The following is a 16,771-nucleotide window of genomic DNA, read 5'->3' on the forward strand; positions in this document are numbered from 1 at the left end:
CGCGCATCGATCAATTGTGCCATTGGTCTTCGAGCATTCGGGGTCGGGCCACCACGATCCCCGCCACGGCCATCACGATCGCGGTGCCGAGCAGCAGCAGGAGAGGGGCCGACCAGGCACCCGTCGCCTGGTGCAGCACTCCCACGAGGAGCGGGCCCAACGCTCCCACGGCGTAGCCGAAACTCTGCACGAACGAGCTGAGAGCCACGGCGCCCGGATGCGTTCGGGTGCGCAGATTGATGAGAACGAGGGCGAGCGGGAAGAGCAGCGGGCCGAGGCCGGCCAGGATGACCCAGAGCCACGTTCCCTGGTCAGGAAGGAGGAGCAGCCCTCCGTACCCGAGGATGAACAGCACCACGCCCGTCCAGATCAGCACACCGACATTGCGCAACCGCACCGCGAGCACCGGGATGAGCAGCGACGCCGGGAGACCCATGACGGAGTAGAGCGACAGCAGCAGCCCTGCCTGGGCGGGCGTGGCATCCGCGATGTCGATCAGGATGCTCGGCAACCACGCGAACAGCGCGTAGGTGTTGAAGGCCGTCATCGCGAACATCAGCATGAGCGACCAGGCGAGCGGAGATCGCCGCACCCGGCCGCGGGCGGCGGCCTGCGGCTCGTCGAGATCGTCGTCGCCCCCGGTCTCGGCGGCATCGCGGTCGCGACGCGCATCCCGAGCATCCCGCGCATCCCGCGCGTCCTGCGCCACGCGCCTGGCCCTCGCCGCGAGCATCAGCATCGGCGTCACGGCCACGAGGGCGAGAACCGCCCACATCCCCACCGATACCCGCCAGCCGAGCGAATCGGCGACGGGAACCGCGACGAGGGGCGGGACGGTGGCACCGAGCGCCAGGGTGGTGGCGTACACCGAGGTGAGCAGCCCGATGCGATCGGGGAAGTACGCCTTCACGAGCGGTGGCAGCAGGATGTTCGCCACCCCCATGCCCGCGAAGGTGACTGCGCTGCCGATCGCGAGCATCGGATACGACACGGCGAGGCCCCGCAGCACGTCGCCCAGCACGATGGCCAGCAGCGCCGCGACCACCACCGGCTCGAGCCCGAATCGTCGATGCAGAGCCGGGGCGATGAGGCCCACCACCGCGAAGCAGATCAGCGGGAGCGTGCCGAGGAAGCCGATGCCGATACTGCCGAGGCTGACATCCTCACCGATCTGATCGAAGATCGGCGAGAGCGCCGCCACGGCGGTGCGCAGGTTGAGCGCCACGAGCACGATCGCCACGAGAGCCAGCGCCCGCCCTCGCCAGAGCGGGGCCGGCGCGGACTCTGCCGCCTCAGGCGAGGTCACGAAGAAGGGTTCTGGCGGCGTCGACGTCGTCGTTCATCTGCACGATCAGCGGTTCGACACCGGTGAACTTCACCTGACCGCGGATGCGCGCCACGAAGGCCACCTCGACGACGTGGTCGTAGAGGTCGATGTCCTCATCGATCACGTAGGCCTCGACCTGCTTCGGCGGCACGCCCGCGAAGGTGGGATTGCTCCCCACCGAGATGGCCGCCGGATACCGCACGCCCCCGTCGGTGAGCCATCCCGCGTAGACGCCGTCGGCCGGGATGAGCCCCTCCGACTCGGCGGAGAGGTTCGCAGTGGGAAACCCGAGCTCACGCCCGCGAGCGGCCCCGTGCACGACGATGCCGCGCACCGACGGGCTGCGGCCGAGGAGTTCACTGGCCCGTTCCACGTCGCCGGAAGCCAGCAGCTCGCGCACCCAGGTCGACGACACCTTCCGGGCGAGGCCGGGCTTCACCTCGGGGATGACATCCACATCGAAGCCGAGCTCCTGCCCGTGCGCACGCAACGTGTCGATCGTTCCCTCGCCCTTGGCGCCGAACCGGAAGTCGTCACCCACCATCACGACCGTGGTGCCGCAGATCTCCTTCAGCACGTACTCCGCGAACTCGCGCGGCGGCATCGAGGCCAGTGCCTTGTCGAAGGGCAGGAGCAGCGTCACATCGACCCCGGCGCTCTCGAGGAGCTCCAGACGCTGCTCGATGCTCACGAGGGCGTCGGGACGCGCGGCGGGATCGAGCTGTGCGAGGGGATGCCGGTCGAAGGTGATCACGACCGAGGTGAGGCCACGGGCCCGGGCGACCGCGTTCAGTTCGTCGAGCACCGCTCGATGACCCGCGTGAACGCCATCGAACTTGCCGATGGTCACCGCCGACGGCCCGAGATCGGCGGGCACCTCGGTCAGGGCGTGGTAGGTCTTCATCGGGTGCGCCGCAGCCAGAGCATGCCGAGCACGGGCAGCACGAGAGGGATGAAGAGGTAGCCCATGCCGTACCACGACCACACGGATGCCTTCGCGAACAGCTCCGGCAGGAAGAGGCTGAGGGTGCCGACCGTGAGCACCCCCACGAGCTCGAAAGTGATGGTGATCCACGCCACGCGGTACCAGGCCGCACCGGGGGCGATCAGCGCGATGGTGGCAACGATGTAGACCACGGCGGCCACGGCCGAGAGCGTGTAGGCGAAGGGGGCCTGGTCGAACTTGGCGATGATCTCGTACACCGAGCGGCCGGTGGCCGCAAGAGCGAGGATCGCGTAGACGATGATGAGAACCCTGCCGATGCCGCGGGCTCGGCTCCTGACGGGTTGAGCGAGAGTGTCGTTGGCCATGGCAGTACGAGTTTATGGCACGCGATCAGCTTCCCTGCACGAACCAGATCGCGTTCATCCGGTACACCATCACCGCCACCGCGAGGCAGACGGCGCCGAGGATGACCGTGCTCCAGCGACTGCGTTCGATCAGCGCCCAGAAGCCACCGGCGATCGGGAGCAGCACCGCGGAGATGAGGTAGATGTAGAACTCGAGCAGGCTGCCGGAGGGTTCGTTGCCGACTGCCGGCGACACGATGGCCACGACGAGCTGGATGATGAGCAGCAGTTCCACCAGCGCGGTGGCACCCATCGTGAGGTCGTTGGGCTTGCGGCCGGCGAGGCCGAGCACGATGGCGAGCATGCCGGCGGCGAGGGCCACCACGACCTGGATGACGGTGAACCACTCGATCATGCGGGGGGCTCCTCGGTGTCGGGCTGTCCGGCGGGGTCGGTGGTCTGGGGGTCGTCGGGCGGGAAGTTCACGACGCTCTTGCCCGTGCCCTTGGTCACGGCCACGAGACCGAGCAGTCGTTCGTCGGCGGTGATGGCGGCGAGGAGCCCGTCTCCGGCCGCATCCGCCTCCGCGCGGGTGACGTCGATGCGCTGCCCGTGCCCGAGGGCGATACCCCGGTCGCGATCGACCTCGAGCACCGGGAAGAGGCGGCGGGCCACATCCGCGGGCGGCAGCAGCGGGAGGGACTCGCCGGCCTCGAGCCGAGTGGCAAGGTCGTCGGGGGTGGCGGCCTCGGCCACCGCGAACGGGCCGATGCGGGTGCGCCGGAGGCTCGTCAAGTGGCCCCCCACGCGGAGCAGGGCGCCCACGTCACGGGCGATGGCGCGGATGTAGGTGCCCGAGCTGCAGACCACGCGCACATCCTGGTCGACGAAGCGACGATCACCCTCGGTTGCGGGCCGGGCCGGGCCGAGCAGCTCGAGTTCACTGATCGTCACCGTGCGGCCCGCGAGCTGCACCTCTTCGCCCGAGCGCACCAGGGCGTAGGCGCGCTTGCCATCGACCTTGATGGCGCTCACCGAACTGGGCACCTGCACGATCGTGCCGCGCTGCTCGGCGAAGGCCGACTCCAGGCGCCCTGAGGTGAGGGCGTCGACGGATGCGGCGTCTGCGCCCTCCCCGACGAACTCGCCCTCGGCGTCATCCGTGGTGGTCGCTGCGCCCAGTCGCACGGTGGCGAAGTACTCCTTGTCGAGTCCGACGACGTAGGTGAGCAGCCGCGTCGAACTGTTCACCCCGATCACCAGCAGGCCGGTGGCCATGGGGTCGAGGGTGCCCGCGTGGCCGACCTTGCGGGTGCCCGCGAGGCGACGGGTGCGGGCGACGGCATCGTGACTCGTGAAGCCGGCGGGCTTGTCGACGAGCAGGATGCCACTGACCGTGGAGGGCGCTGATTTCACGCCTGCAACGCTAACAGGCACCACCGCCCCAGCCGCCATCCGCCAGTTCGCGCCCCAAGACACCCGACGAAGGGCCACAGCTGACGGATGGGCGGGTCAGCAGGAGTCGGCGAAGACGCGACGAGGATGCGCTGGGTCGTTCACGTCGATGATGGCGCTGGCCCCGAACCGCGGCCCGGCCTCGGCCTGGTAGAGCTGGTCGGCGCCCACGACCTCGGCGGGCAGACCGAATTGCCGCGTCTCGAGGTACGCGGTGAAGTCGAAGAGTCCGCGCATCCCGGGTCGCTGCAGGAAGGGGCCATCGAGGATGAGCACCGCGTCGGCAGGCGCCGTGAGCCAGCTCGACTCGCGTTCCACATCACGTGCAGCGTCGAACGACGCGGTCTGGAACCCCGCGCTCCCCGCAAGGCGGAACGGCTCGATGAGAACCCGCTTGAGCGTGTCGAGCGCGTAGCGGTCGAAGTAATAGCCCTCCGGGGAGGCCACGCCACGCAGAAAGCGCGCCGCGCGCGGACGCTGGAAGTCATCCATCGAGGCCCGCACCGTGTGCACTCCCGAGCGGCGGAACGCCTCGGCCAGATCGTCGGCGAACCCGGATGTCGCCTCCACGCCGTCGACGCCCACGATCACGCGCCCCAGCGCGTAGTTATGCCGAATCTCCCTTGTGAGCGCATCCGCGAAGTCACTGGCCGGGGTCGCCGCAATCACCATCCCCCGATTCTACGTCCGCCACCGCGCCCACCCGAGCTCGCCCCGTAGGTTGGAACGACGGAGATTCCGGCCGCAATCGGTGCGACAGTCCGTCGTTCTCGGTGCACAGCCGAATACTCCGTCGTTCGCGGGCATTCGGCGGTCGCTCCGACGGACGCGGATCGTGCACGGCGACGGGCCTTTAGGGTTGAAGGATGCCCGAACACCCCACCCACGAGGTCGAGTTCGCCCGCGCCGTCAACGCGTGGTTCGCGGTGCACGCGCGGGATCTTCCGTGGCGCCGGCCCGGGTTCCCCGCCTGGGGCACGCTCGTGAGCGAGTTCATGTTGCAGCAGACGCCGGTGGTGCGGGTCATCCCGAGGCTCGAGGAATGGCTCATCCGCTGGCCGGAGCCGGCCGATCTCGCCTGTGAGCCCGCCGGCGAGGCCGTGCGCGCCTGGCAGTCGCTCGGCTATCCGCGCCGGGCCCTCAACCTGCACGCGTGCGCCGTGGCCATCACCGAGCGCCACGGCGGCGCCGTTCCGAACGATGTCGAGGCTCTGCTCGCGCTCCCCGGGGTCGGCGACTACACCGCACGAGCCGTGGCCGTCTTCGCCTTCGGAGCCCGCCACCCGGTGGTCGACACGAACATCCGCCGTGTGATCGCCCGGGCCATCGACGGCCTCCCGGATGCGCCCTCCCCCAACGCCAAGCGCGACCTCCCCGCCATGACGGCACTCCTCCCGGAGGACGACGCCGACGCCGCCCGCTTCAACGCCGGCATGATGGAACTCGGCGCGCTCATCTGCACCGCGAAGTCCCCGAAGTGCGACCTCTGTCCGGTCGCAACGCAGTGTGCCTGGCGCGCAGAAGGCTACCCCGAAACCGAAGTCGCCCGCCGCCCCACGCAGAAGAAGTACGAGGGTTCAGACCGCCAGGCCAGGGGCGCGTTGCTGCGCGTGTTGCGCGCCACGCCCCATCCAGTCCAGGCGGCGAAGCTCGCCGAAGCGCTCCCCGACGACGCGGCCCGCTACGGACGAGCACTGGAGGGCCTCCTCAAGGACGGCCTGATAGTCGCCACCGACGACGACACCTTCGCCCTCCCCTAGCCACAACGCAGACGTGGAAGAGGGGCGGTTGTGTGTCCTGGCCGCCTTTGAGCTCCGCTCAACCCTTGGGCCAGGGCGCACAACCGCCCCTCATCCACGTCGTCAGCCTCAGTCTTCGTCATCCTCCGAGATGACCCGAGGCTTCACGTAAGGATCAGCTTCACCCGCATACGACGCGGTGCGAGCCTGGCTCTCCACGGCCTCATCCCGCGCACGGGCCTCGGCCAGAAGCCCTTCGAGCATCTTGGCGTTCTCAGGCAGAGCATCGGCGATGAACTCCAGCGATGGCGTGAGCCGAGCGGTGATGTTCTTCCCCACCTCGCTCCGCAGCATGCCGGTGGCCGACTTGAGCGCCGCGGCCGAATCGGCGCGTTCCTGCTCGTCGCCGTACACGGTGTAGAAGATCGACGCGTGCTGCAGGTCTCCTGTCACACGAACATCCGTGATCGTCACGAAGCCGAGGCGGGGGTCTTTCAACCCACGCTCGAGCGTCTTGGCCACGATCACCTTGATACGGTCCGCCATCTTGGCAGCCCGAGCCGGATCAGCCATTATCTATCTCCCTTTACTTGCCACGAGTGTAAACCGGAGGGGCCCGGTGGGTCTCGGTTCTCGTCTGTCGCGCCTTTGGGCGGAGCCCAATCCTAAGCGTCTGGCGAGAACCGAGACCCACCGGGCCCCGAACCACGAGCTACACCCGCGGCTTCTCCTTCATCTCGATGGTCTCGATCTCATCGCCGATCTGGATGTCGTTGAACTTGCCGAGACCGATACCGGCCTCGAAGTCCGTGCGAACCTCGGTGACGTCGTCTTTGAAGCGACGCAGCGACTCGATGGCCAGGTTGTCGCCCACGACGACACCCTCGCGGATGACGCGTGCCTTGGCGTTTCGCGTGATCGTTCCCGACCGCACGATGACACCCGCGATGTTTCCGAACTTGGAGGAACGGAAGATCTCGCGGATCTCGGCCACACCCGACTGCACCTCTTCGAACTCGGGCTTGAGCATGCCCTTGAGCGACGACTCGATGTCGTCGAGCGCGTTGTAGATGACCGAGTAGAAGCGGATGTCCACACCTTCTCGGGCAGCACGCTCGCGCGCCTTCGTGTCGGGCCGCACGTTGAACCCGATGATGATCGCGTTGTCGACCGTTGCCAGGTTGACGTCGGACTCGGTGACGGCACCCACACCGCGGTGGATGATGCGCAGCTGAACGCTGTCGTCGACCTCGATCTTGAGCAGCGACTCCTCGAGTGCCTCGACGGCACCGGAGACGTCACCCTTGATGATGAGGTTGAGGGCTTCGACCTTGCCTTCTTCGAGGGCACGGGTGAAGTCTTCGAGCGAGATGCGCTTGCGAGCCTTGGCCAGCGAGGCGTTACGCTCGGCGGCTTCACGCTTCTCGGCGATCTGACGAGCGGTGCGGTCTTCCTCGGTGACGAGGAAGGTGTCACCGGCGCGGGGCACGGTCGAGAGACCCTGCACCTGAACCGGCCGCGACGGGGTGGCCTCGGTGACGGTGTCGCCGTTCTCGTCGACCATGGCACGAACACGCCCGTAAGCGGTTCCGGCCACGATCGCGTCGCCGACGCGGAGCGTACCCGACTGGATGAGCACGGTGGCAACAGCACCGCGCCCCTTGTCGAGCTTCGCCTCGATGGCCACACCACGTGCATCCTTGTTCGGGTTCGCGCGCAGGTCGAGACCGGCGTCGGCCGTGAGGAGCACTGCGTCGAGCAGGTCCTGGATGCCGATGTCGTTGCGAGCCGACACGTCGACGAACATGACGTCTCCGCCGTATTCCTCGGCCACGAGGTTGTACTCGGTGAGCTGCTGGCGCACCTTGGCCGGGTTGGCATCGGGCTTGTCGATCTTGTTGACCGCGACCACGATCGGCACATTGGCCGCCTGGGCGTGGTTCAAGGCCTCGATCGTCTGCGGCATGATGCCGTCGTCGGCCGCCACCACGAGGATGGCGATGTCGGTCACCTGAGCACCACGTGCACGCATGGCGGTGAACGCCTCGTGACCCGGGGTGTCGATGAAGGTGATCGGACGCTCGCGGCCCTCGTGCTCGGTGACCACCTGGTAGGCACCGATGTGCTGGGTGATGCCACCCGCTTCGCCCTCGATGACGTTGGCGTTGCGGATCGCGTCGAGCAGGCGGGTCTTACCGTGGTCGACGTGACCCATGACGGTGACGACCGGGGGACGGATCTCCAGGTCTTCGTCGGTCTCGTCTTCCAGCTCCTGGTCGAGGTCGATGTCGAAGCCCTCGAGCAGCTCGCGGTCTTCCTCTTCCGGGGAGACGACCATGATCTTGTAGCCGAGCTCTTCGCCGAGCACCTGGAAGGTGGCCTCGTCGAGCGACTCCGTGGCGGTCGCCATCTCACCGAGGTGGAACAGCACCGTCACGAGGTTTCCGGGGCTCGCGTCGATCTTGTCGGCGAAGTCGGTGATGGATGCGCCGCGGCGCAGCCGCACGATGGTGGTGCCGTCGCCACGGGGTACGCTCACGCCACCCAGCGACGGGGCCTCGCGTAGCTCGAACTCAGCCCTCTTCGTGCGCTTCGACTTGCGGGCCTTGCTCTTGCCGCCACCGCGACCGAACGCACCGGCGGTTCCACCGCCGGGGCCACGGCCACGACCGCCCGCACCGGGGCGCGGAGCGAATCCACCGCCGGGTGCTCCACCCGGACGGTAACCGGGCGTGCCGGGAGCGGGGCGTGCGCCGCCGCCCTGGGCCGCGCCCGGACGGAAGCCGCCTGCGCCACCCGCGCCACCCGGGCGGAAACCGCCGGGGCCGCCGGGGCGAGGAGCACCAGGACGGGGAGCGCCGGGACGAGGGGCCCCGGGTCGCGGGGCACCAGGGCGCGGGATGCCGGTGTTGCCACCGGTTCCTGCACCGCCTCCGGCGCCACCGCGCTGCATGCCCTGCTGGCTCGCGAACGGGTTGTTACCCGGACGGGGAGCGCCGGGGCGCTGCATGCCCTGCTGGCTCGCGAACGGGTTGTTGCCGGGGCGCGGGATGCCGGGACGCGGTCCGCCGGGGCGGGGTGCTGCGTCGGATGCCGCATCCGAAGCCGGGGCGGGAGTCGATGCGGAAGGCGCGGCCGGAGCAGCGGTCTCCGCAGCAGCCGGGGCAGCGCTCGGCGCCGCCGTGGCTGCCGGAGCCGGAGCAGGTGCGCTCGGCGCCGCAGGCGCCTCGGCCGCGGGAGCCGGCGTCGCCTCGGCGGGTGCCGGAGCGGCTGCGGGCTTGGGCGCGGCCGGACGCACGCCAGGGCGCGGACCGTTGCTCTTGGTGGCACCGGTCGGTGCGGGGGAAGCCGGAGCGGCGCCGCCGGTCGCGGCGGCACCCGCCTTGATCAGGGCTTCCTTCAGCCGACGAGCCACCGGGGGTTCGATGCTCGACGAGGGGCCCTTGACGAACTGGCCCATCTCTTTGAGGGTCGCCAGGGCGACCTTGCTGTCGACGCCGAGTTCGGCGGCGACTTCATGTACACGTGGTTTTGCAGCCACAATTCTCCTGTCTGGGGCCTACCCCAGGACAGGGCAGGCCGTTATAAACGGACGGGTCTCATTTCGAGCCGCTCATCAGTTGTCACTCATGGGTTCACGGTGCCGTTCAGCCTGTTCTCTAATGTCGTCGTGTCGAGGGTTCCCTCAGCACGGAGCGCACGCCCGAATGCTCGCCGCGTGACCGCGGTGTGAAAGCACTCGAGTGAGGGATGCAACCATGCGCCACGCCCGGGAAGAGTGGCCGTCTCGTCGACGACCAGAACTTGTCCCTGAGGAACTATATTCCTGGAAACGACTCTCAGTAACGAGGATCGTGTGGCGCGCGCACGACATCCGACGCACGTTCTAACGGGTTCCATGCTACTCCATATTCCCGGGCGGGCGATGGACGCGCGCTCGGGGACGGCCCGGATCAGTCGTCTTCGAGGATCGAATCCGGCTGGATGTCGATCTTGGCGCCGGTCAGCTTCGCCGCAAGACGGGCGTTCTGCCCTTCTTTGCCGATGGCGAGCGAAAGCTGGTAGTCGGGTACGAGGGCGCGCACGGCCTTCAGCGCGGGATCGATCACGAAGGCGCTCGACACCTTGGCCGGCGAGAGCGCATTCGCCACGAACGTCGGCAGGTCTTCGGAGTAGTCGACGATGTCGATCTTCTCGTTGCCGAGTTCGGAGGTGACGGCGCGCACGCGCTGCCCCAGCTCTCCGATGCAGGCTCCCTTGGCGTTCACGCCGGGCTCGGTGGCACGCACCGCGATCTTGGTGCGGTGGCCGGCCTCGCGGGCGAGCGAGACGATCTCGACGACACCGGACGCGATCTCCGGCACTTCGAGGGCGAAGAGCTTGCGCACGAGCGAGGGATGCGTGCGCGACACTGTGATCTGCGGACCCTTGGTGCCCTTGGCCACACTCGTGACGTACACGCGGATGCGCGATCCGTGAGCGTATTCCTCGCCGGGAACCTGCTCCTCCGGAGGCATGATCGCCTCGATCGTGCCCAGGTCGACGTGGATCATCTTGGGATTCGGGCCCTGCTGGATGACGCCGGCGACGATGTCGCCCTCGCGCCCCTTGAATTCGCCGAGAACCTTGTCGTCGCCGATGTCGCGGAGGCGCTGGTTGATGACCTGCTTCGCGGCGAAGGCGGCGATGCGCCCGAAGTCGCTCGGATTCTCCTCGGCCTCGCCGATCAACACGTCGTCTTCGTCGTACTCCGGCACGAAGATGCCGATGTGCCCCGTCTTGCGGTCGAGGTGCACGCGCGCCGCGGGGGTGCCGTCTTCGGCGGTTGCCGGACGGTCGGTGTGCTTCAGGAAAGCCGTCAGGATGGCCTGCTCGATGATGCCCACGAGTTCCTCGAAGGGAATCTCTCGTTCACGCTCCAAGAGGCGTAAGACGCTGAGGTCGATGTCCACTTCCGGCCTCCTCTGTTCAGATCTACGATGCCGAGAACTCCGGCAGTCAAACGAAAAGACTACCCGAAGCTGGCGGCGACGGCATCCAGAGCGACCTGCGTTCGCTCTCCGCTTCTGCGATCCCACAGTTCCACGACGCCGTCGGCGACCCCGCGGCCCACGATCACGATGCGCGGGATGCCGATGAGCTCGGCGTCACCGAACTTCACGCCGGGCGACACCTTGGGCCGATCGTCGAAGAGCACGTCGATTCCCGCGGCCTCGAGGTCGGACACCACGGCTTCGGCGGCCTGATAGATCGCGGGGTCTTTGCCCGTGGCGATCACGTGCACGTCGAACGGGGCCACCGAGGGGGGCCAGATGAGCCCCTTCTCGTCGTTGTTGAGCTCGGCGATGATGGCGAGGATGCGCGTGACGCCGATGCCGTAGGAGCCCATCGTGACGGTGACGAGCTTGCCGTTCTCGTCGAGCACCTTGAGACCGAGCGCCTCGGCGTACTTGCGGCCGAGCTGGAAGACGTGGCCGATCTCCATGCCACGCGCCAGTTCGACGGGCCCCGAGCCATCCGGAGCAGGATCGCCGGCGCGCACGTCGGCCACCTCCACCACTCCGTCTGCCATGAAATCGCGACCGGCCACGAGACCGAACACGTGCTTGCCGTGCACGTTCGCGCCGGTGATCCACTCCGTGCCGTCGGACACCCGGGGGTCGAGCAGGTACCGGATGCCGGTGCGGGACTCGTCGCCGAGCACCGCGCCCTCGGGCGACCACGGGCCGATGTAGCCCTTGACGAGCCCGGGGTGCTTCGCGAAGTCGGCTTCGGTGGCGGGCTCCACCTCGATGGCGGGGGCGAACGCCACCTCGGCGCGCTTGCCGTCGACCTCACGGTCGCCGGGCAGGCCCACCACCACGATCTCGCGCGAACCGTCGAGCTGCGTGAGGGCGAGCACGACGTTCTTGAGCGTGTCGGCAGCCGTCCAGTCGCGGCCGTCGGGCCGGGGGTGATCGGCGTTCGCCGCGTCGACGAGTGTCTGGATGGTGGGTGTCTCGGGGGTGTCGAACACCTCTGCCGCGGGCAGCCCGTCGAACGGCACGGCTGCAGGCGCGACGGTGGTGAACGCCTCGACGTTGGCCGCGTAGCCGCCGGCCGAGCGCACGAAGGTGTCTTCACCGACGGGCGTGGGATGCAGGAACTCCTCGCTCTTGGAGCCGCCCATGGCGCCCGCATCCGCCTTCACGATCACGTACTCGAGACCGAGGCGGGTGAAGATGCGTTCGTAGGCGTCGCGCTGCGACTGGTAGGAGGCGTCGAGCCCCGCATCCGTGTAGTCGAAGGAGTACGCGTCTTTCATGGTGAACTCGCGGCCGCGCAGGAGGCCGGCGCGGGGACGAGCCTCGTCGCGGTATTTGTCCTGGATCTGGTAGATCGACAGCGGGAGGTCTTTGTAGCTGTTGTAGAGGTCTTTCACGAGCAGCGTGAACACCTCTTCGTGCGTCGGAGCGAGCACGTAGCCGGCGTCTTTGCGGTCGTTGAGCCGGAACATGCCGGGGCCGTACTCGGTGTAGCGACCGCTCACCTCGTAGGGCTCCTTGGGCAGCAGGGCGGGGAAGTGCACCTCGAAGGCACCCGCGTTCGCCATCTCCTCGCGGATGACGGCCTCGATCTTCGCCTTCACCCGCAGGCCGAGCGGCAGCCAGGCGAAGATGCCGGGCGCCTGGCGCCGGATGTAGCCCGCGCGCACGAGCAGCACGTGGCTGGCGACCTCGGCGTCGGAGGGGTCTTCGCGGAGGGTTCGGAGAAAGTACGTGGTCAAGCGAGTAGGCACGCATCGAGTTTAGTCAGCCCCGGCGATCGTGCCCGACGTTCTCCACAGGCCCGAGACTACTCCTGCACCGACGACGGATGTCGGCACCCCCTCCACAGACCGCCGCAGGCGCACCACGGTCACCACCGGCCGGCACTAGCGTCGCGATCATGGACACCCTCACACAGCTCCGTGCCGCGTCTCCGTACCTCCAGCGCTGCGTCACTCCGATCGGGCGGCTGGAGGTGGCGAGCGATGGGGAGTCGATCACCGCGGTCGCCATCGAGCACCGCGGTGTGCTCCCCCACGACGGTCTCGCGTTCGACTCGACGGCGGTGGCAGATGAGGCGGTGGCCCAGCTGCTCGACTACTTCGAGGGCTGGCGCAAGAAGTTCACCGTTCCGGTCGAGCAGCACGGCACGACGTTCCAGCGTGCGGTCTGGCATCAACTGGCCGCGGTCCCCTGGGGCAGCAGCACGACGTACGGGGCGATCGCACGAGCCGTGGGGCGTGCCGGATCGGGCCGCGCGGTCGGCCGCGCCATCGCGCTCAACCCGACTCCTCTGCTCGTCGGCTGCCACCGGGTGCTCTCGGCCACCGGTAACGCCACGGGCTGGAGCTGGGGCGAAGGCATCCGCACCAAGGCCTGGCTGCTCACCCACGAGGGCATCCCGCACAGCACCTGACCGGGGCCGAACCTGACGCCGCTCACACCTCGAGCAGGAGCTCCCCGTCTGCAGACAGCGACAGGCGGATGCCGGCACCGGCACCCCAGGCGATCAGCGCGTCGACCGTGGCGAAGTCCACCCCGTTCTCCACGAGCGCGCGCACGAGCTCGCCCTTGCCCTTCTTGTTGAAGTGGTTGAGCGCGCGCATCGCGCCATCCGGGCCCGCTGTCACGACCCGCACGAAGAAACCGTTCGCCGTCGCGACCGAGGGCACCGGGCCCAGGTGCACGTATGCCTCGGAACGCAGGTCGAGGATCAGCTCCCCCGCGTGCGCGGCGATCTGTTTCGACACCACGTCCGACCAGGTGGCCTTCACTCCGGGCGCGTCGAGGCGCGAGTCGTGCGACAGACGGTACGCCGGGATCGCGTCGCCCGCACCGAGCAGCCCGAACAGGGCGGAGTGGATGCGCACGTGTTCGAGCGCGAACGCCCGGGCGGCAGCGGGCAGAGACGGCGCATCCAGAGCTTCGTAGAGCACCCCCGTGTACCGGTCGATGGCGGGCATGGTGGGAGCCTTCGTGAGCTGCCGGTTGCGCTCCACCTCGAACGCGAGCTTCGGCCCGAGCTTGAACCGCCGCATCATCTCGTCGGGCGTACGCGCGAGAGACGAGACGCGCCGCACGAGGGCACGTCGGGTGGACGTCAGCTTCGGGTACGCGAGCGCGGCGTATTCGAGCGGAGCACCGTCCCCACCCTCGCGCTTCGTCTCCGAAGGAGGCAACAGGATCAGCACCCGAACTCCTTTCCGATGGACACGAGGCAAAAGAAGAACGCCGCACCCTGCCCCGAGGAGCGGATGCGGCGTTCAGAGACTGCTTAGGAGATCAGCTCGGCGTCACGGGCCACGATGGTGACGGTGTCGTTCTCAACCGAGAGGAACCCGTCGTCGGCGCGCGCGATCAGGCGCTCACCGCTCGTGGTGTTCACGCGCACCTCGCCGGCGGCGAGGATCGCGAGCAGGGGCTCGTGACCGGCCAGGATGCCGATCTCACCCTCGACCGTCTTGGCGACCACCATCGACGCTTCGCCCGCCCAGATCTGGTGATCTGCCGAGACGACGCTGACCGAGAGAGGATTCGCCATGATCAGCCGTTCTCCTTCTGGATCTGAGCCCACTTCTCTTCGACGTCGTTGATGCCACCGACGTTGAAGAAGGCCTGCTCGGCCACGTTGTCGAACTCGCCCTTGGTGATCGCGTCGAACGACTCGATCGTGTCCTTCAGCGGAACCGTCGAACCCTCGACACCGGTGAACTTCTTCGCCATGTAGGTGTTCTGCGAGAGGAACTGCTGGATACGACGCGCGCGCGACACGGTGATCTTGTCTTCCTCGGAGAGCTCGTCGACACCGAGGATGGCGATGATCTCCTGCAGTTCCTTGTTCTTCTGGAGGATCTGCTTGACATTCGTGGCCACGCGGTAGTGGTCAGCACCCAAGTAACGCGGGTCCATGATGCGCGAGGTGGAGGTGAGCGGGTCGATGGCCGGGTAGAGGCCCTTCGACGCGATCTCACGCGACAGCTCGGTGGTGGCATCCAGGTGCGCGAAGGTGGTGGCCGGTGCGGGGTCGGTGTAGTCGTCGGCGGGCACGTAGATCGCCTGCAGCGAGGTGATCGAGTGACCACGCGTCGAGGTGATGCGCTCCTGCAGAACGCCCATCTCGTCGGCGAGGTTCGGCTGGTAGCCCACGGCCGACGGCATACGGCCGAGAAGGGTCGACACCTCGGAACCCGCCTGGGTGAAGCGGAAGATGTTGTCGATGAAGAGCAGCACGTCCTGGTTCTGCACATCGCGGAAGTACTCCGCCATGGTCAGCGCCGAAAGGGCGACGCGGAGACGCGTTCCCGGGGGCTCGTCCATCTGGCCGAAGACGAGGGCGGTCTTGTCGAACACGCCCGCCTCCTCCATCTCGTGGATGAGGTCGTTGCCCTCACGGGTGCGCTCGCCGACACCGGCGAACACCGACACACCACCGTGGTCCTGAGCCACACGCTGGATCATCTCCTGGATGAGCACCGTCTTGCCGACGCCCGCACCACCGAAGAGGCCGATCTTTCCACCCTGCACGTACGGGGTGAGGAGGTCGATCGACTTGATGCCGGTCTCGAAGAGGTTGGTCTTCGACTCGAGCTGGTCGAACGCCGGGGGCCGGCGGTGGATGGGCCACCGCTCGGTGATCTCGATGGTCTCGCCGGGCTCGGCGTTGAGCACCTCGCCGATGACGTTGAAGACCTTGCCCTTGGTGACGTCGCCGACGGGAACCGAGATGGCGGCGCCGGTGTCGGTGACGATCTGGCCGCGCACGAGGCCGTCGGTCGGGTTCAGGGCGATGGCGCGCACGAGGTCGTCGCCGAGGTGCTGGGCGACCTCGAGGGTGATGACCGTCTCGCGACCACCGAAGGCGATCGTGGTCTTCAGCGCGTTGTAGACCTCCGGGATCGAGTCGTGCGGGAACTCGATGTCGACCACGGGGCCGGTGACGCGCGCAACCCGGCCGACGCCGCTGGGCGTCTCCGCCTGGACTGGCGCGGTAGCAGTGTCAGTCATTGTGCTATCTCTCTTCTTTGGTAACTACTTGGCGGAGGCCAGTGCGTCGGCCCCACCCACGATCTCGGAAATCTGCTGCGTGATCTCGCTCTGACGCGCGTTGTTCGCGAGGCGCGTGTAGTCACGGATCAGGTTGTCGGCGTTGTCGCTGGCCGACTTCATGGCCTTTTGGCGTGCGGCGTGCTCGGCCGCGGCCGACTGCAGCATCGCGTTCCAGATGCGGCTCTCGACGTAGATCGGGAGGAGCGCATCGAGAACGGTCTCGGCGTCGGGCTCGAACTCGTACAGCGGGTAGACATCGCTCGACGACGCCTCGGGAGCATCGCCCTCGACGATCTCCAGCGGAAGCAGACGAACGACCTCGGGAACCTGCGACACCATGCTCACGAAGCGGTTGTACACGAGGTGGATCTCGTCGACGCCGCCCTCCTGGTCATCCAGGTTGTAGGCCTCGACGACCGCGTCGCCGATCTCCTTCGCGGTTTCGAACACCGGCTGGTCGGTCGAACCCGTCCAGGCCTTCACGCTGTCGCGCTTGCGGAAGCTGAAGTAGCCGACGGCCTTACGGCCCACGAGGTAGTAGACGACCTTCTTGCCTTCGCTGCGCAGCAACTCGGCGAGCTGCTCCGCTTCCTTGAGGATCGACGACGAGAAGGCGCCCGCGAGACCGCGGTCGGAGGTGAAGATGACGATGGCCGCGGTGTCGAGCTTCTCACGCTCGCTGGTGAGCGGGTGGTCGACGTTGGAGTACGTCGCCACGGCCGAGACCGCGCGCGTGATGGCCTTCGAGTAGGGCGCCGAAGCGGCGACCCTCTGCTGGGCCTTCTGGATGCGCGAGGCGGAGATCAACTCCATGGCCCTCGTGATCTTCTTGGTCGTCTGGGCCGACTTGATCTTCGACCGGTAGCCCCGTAGTTGAGCACCCATGG

17 protein-coding genes are annotated in these 16,771 nt (G+C 67.9%); 2 read left to right on the forward strand and 15 right to left on the reverse strand.

Annotated features, from left to right (window positions below; all coding sequences use genetic code 11):
• Nucleotides 1-10 precede the first annotated feature (10 nt).
• The 6 genes from EPO52_RS01815 to EPO52_RS01840 all read right to left on the reverse strand — a co-directional run bounded on the left by EPO52_RS01815 (nt 11) and on the right by EPO52_RS01840 (nt 4,744).
• Nucleotides 11-1,306 (reverse strand): MFS transporter, encoded by a 1,296-nt coding sequence (locus EPO52_RS01815; protein WP_290801098.1) that lies wholly within the window; start codon nt 1,304-1,306, stop codon nt 11-13.
• Nucleotides 1,293-2,231, reverse strand: coding sequence for a bifunctional riboflavin kinase/FAD synthetase (locus EPO52_RS01820; RefSeq protein WP_290801100.1), 939 nt, complete (start codon nt 2,229-2,231; stop codon nt 1,293-1,295). Before EPO52_RS01820 ends, EPO52_RS01815 begins: the two co-directional genes overlap by 14 nt.
• Complete coding sequence (locus EPO52_RS01825) at nt 2,228-2,638, reverse strand: hypothetical protein (RefSeq protein WP_290801103.1); 411 nt, start codon at nt 2,636-2,638, stop codon at nt 2,228-2,230. Before EPO52_RS01825 ends, EPO52_RS01820 begins: the two co-directional genes overlap by 4 nt.
• Nucleotides 2,639-2,663: 25 nt before the next feature.
• Entirely contained in the window at nt 2,664-3,032 is a 369-nt protein-coding gene (locus EPO52_RS01830) for a hypothetical protein (RefSeq protein WP_290801104.1), read from the reverse strand.
• On the reverse strand, nt 3,029-4,033 hold the full coding sequence (gene truB, locus EPO52_RS01835) for a tRNA pseudouridine(55) synthase TruB (protein WP_290801106.1): 1,005 nt from the start codon (nt 4,031-4,033) through the stop codon (nt 3,029-3,031). The genes EPO52_RS01830 and truB overlap by 4 nt, the downstream gene beginning before the upstream one ends.
• A gap of 96 nt (nt 4,034-4,129) precedes the next feature.
• Nucleotides 4,130-4,744: a uridine kinase gene (locus tag EPO52_RS01840; RefSeq protein WP_290801110.1), complete on the reverse strand. Its 615-nt coding sequence runs from the start codon at nt 4,742-4,744 to the stop codon at nt 4,130-4,132.
• 194 nt (nt 4,745-4,938) lie between these two features.
• Here EPO52_RS01840 and EPO52_RS01845 point away from each other — a divergent pair, with 194 nt between their 5' ends.
• On the forward strand, nt 4,939-5,832 hold the full coding sequence (locus tag EPO52_RS01845) for an A/G-specific adenine glycosylase (RefSeq protein WP_290801113.1): 894 nt from the start codon (nt 4,939-4,941) through the stop codon (nt 5,830-5,832).
• Nucleotides 5,833-5,940: 108 nt separating this feature from the next.
• On the opposite strand, the gene rbfA is transcribed toward EPO52_RS01845, so the two are convergent.
• From rbfA to EPO52_RS01870, 5 genes are all read right to left on the reverse strand, one after another.
• Nucleotides 5,941-6,384: a 30S ribosome-binding factor RbfA gene (gene rbfA / locus EPO52_RS01850; protein ID WP_290801115.1), complete on the reverse strand. Its 444-nt coding sequence runs from the start codon at nt 6,382-6,384 to the stop codon at nt 5,941-5,943.
• 139 nt (nt 6,385-6,523) lie between these two features.
• Nucleotides 6,524-9,352, reverse strand: coding sequence for a translation initiation factor IF-2 (gene infB, locus EPO52_RS01855; RefSeq protein WP_290801117.1), 2,829 nt, complete (start codon nt 9,350-9,352; stop codon nt 6,524-6,526).
• 86 nt (nt 9,353-9,438) lie between these two features.
• A complete protein-coding gene (locus EPO52_RS01860) occupies nt 9,439-9,711 on the reverse strand; it encodes a YlxR family protein (protein WP_290801120.1) in 273 nt (90 codons plus the stop codon).
• Between the two features lie 53 nt (nt 9,712-9,764).
• On the reverse strand, nt 9,765-10,763 hold the full coding sequence (nusA, locus tag EPO52_RS01865; protein ID WP_290801123.1) for a transcription termination factor NusA: 999 nt from the start codon (nt 10,761-10,763) through the stop codon (nt 9,765-9,767).
• 59 nt (nt 10,764-10,822) lie between these two features.
• Complete coding sequence (locus EPO52_RS01870) at nt 10,823-12,589, reverse strand: proline--tRNA ligase (protein WP_290801126.1); 1,767 nt, start codon at nt 12,587-12,589, stop codon at nt 10,823-10,825.
• 149 nt (nt 12,590-12,738) lie between these two features.
• Between EPO52_RS01870 and EPO52_RS01875 the strand changes: the two genes are divergently transcribed.
• A complete protein-coding gene (locus EPO52_RS01875; protein ID WP_290801129.1) occupies nt 12,739-13,254 on the forward strand; it encodes a methylated-DNA--[protein]-cysteine S-methyltransferase in 516 nt (171 codons plus the stop codon).
• A gap of 22 nt (nt 13,255-13,276) precedes the next feature.
• Here the strand turns inward: EPO52_RS01875 and EPO52_RS01880 are convergent, their stop codons facing one another.
• The 4 genes from EPO52_RS01880 to EPO52_RS01895 form a co-directional block, all read right to left on the reverse strand.
• A complete protein-coding gene (locus EPO52_RS01880) occupies nt 13,277-14,029 on the reverse strand; it encodes a peroxide stress protein YaaA (protein WP_290801130.1) in 753 nt (250 codons plus the stop codon).
• An 83-nt stretch (nt 14,030-14,112) separates the two neighbouring features.
• Nucleotides 14,113-14,379, reverse strand: coding sequence for a F0F1 ATP synthase subunit epsilon (locus tag EPO52_RS01885; protein ID WP_290801132.1), 267 nt, complete (start codon nt 14,377-14,379; stop codon nt 14,113-14,115).
• Nucleotides 14,380-14,381: 2 nt separating this feature from the next.
• Nucleotides 14,382-15,842: a F0F1 ATP synthase subunit beta gene (atpD, locus tag EPO52_RS01890; RefSeq protein WP_290801135.1), complete on the reverse strand. Its 1,461-nt coding sequence runs from the start codon at nt 15,840-15,842 to the stop codon at nt 14,382-14,384.
• A 24-nt stretch (nt 15,843-15,866) separates the two neighbouring features.
• A complete protein-coding gene (locus tag EPO52_RS01895; protein ID WP_290801137.1) occupies nt 15,867-16,769 on the reverse strand; it encodes a F0F1 ATP synthase subunit gamma in 903 nt (300 codons plus the stop codon).
• Nucleotides 16,770-16,771: the final 2 nt, after the last annotated feature.

The sequence above is a fragment of the Herbiconiux sp. genome (assembly GCF_004297105.1).
In the GTDB taxonomy this organism is placed as follows: domain Bacteria; phylum Actinomycetota; class Actinomycetes; order Actinomycetales; family Microbacteriaceae; genus Herbiconiux.

Coding starts and splice junctions, on each gene's coding strand:
- EPO52_RS01820 (WP_290801100.1), bottom strand. CDS start 2,231: ATGAAGACCTACCACGCCCTGACCGAGGTGCCCGCCGATCTCGGGCCG.
- EPO52_RS01825 (WP_290801103.1), bottom strand. CDS start 2,638: ATGGCCAACGACACTCTCGCTCAACCCGTCAGGAGCCGAGCCCGCGGC.
- EPO52_RS01830 (WP_290801104.1), bottom strand. CDS start 3,032: ATGATCGAGTGGTTCACCGTCATCCAGGTCGTGGTGGCCCTCGCCGCC.
- EPO52_RS01840 (WP_290801110.1), bottom strand. CDS start 4,744: ATGGTGATTGCGGCGACCCCGGCCAGTGACTTCGCGGATGCGCTCACA.
- EPO52_RS01845 (WP_290801113.1), top strand. CDS start 4,939: ATGCCCGAACACCCCACCCACGAGGTCGAGTTCGCCCGCGCCGTCAAC.
- rbfA (WP_290801115.1), bottom strand. CDS start 6,384: ATGGCTGATCCGGCTCGGGCTGCCAAGATGGCGGACCGTATCAAGGTG.
- EPO52_RS01860 (WP_290801120.1), bottom strand. CDS start 9,711: ATGGAACCCGTTAGAACGTGCGTCGGATGTCGTGCGCGCGCCACACGA.
- EPO52_RS01875 (WP_290801129.1), top strand. CDS start 12,739: ATGGACACCCTCACACAGCTCCGTGCCGCGTCTCCGTACCTCCAGCGC.
- EPO52_RS01885 (WP_290801132.1), bottom strand. CDS start 14,379: ATGGCGAATCCTCTCTCGGTCAGCGTCGTCTCGGCAGATCACCAGATC.
- atpD (WP_290801135.1), bottom strand. CDS start 15,842: ATGACTGACACTGCTACCGCGCCAGTCCAGGCGGAGACGCCCAGCGGC.
- EPO52_RS01895 (WP_290801137.1), bottom strand. CDS start 16,769: ATGGGTGCTCAACTACGGGGCTACCGGTCGAAGATCAAGTCGGCCCAG.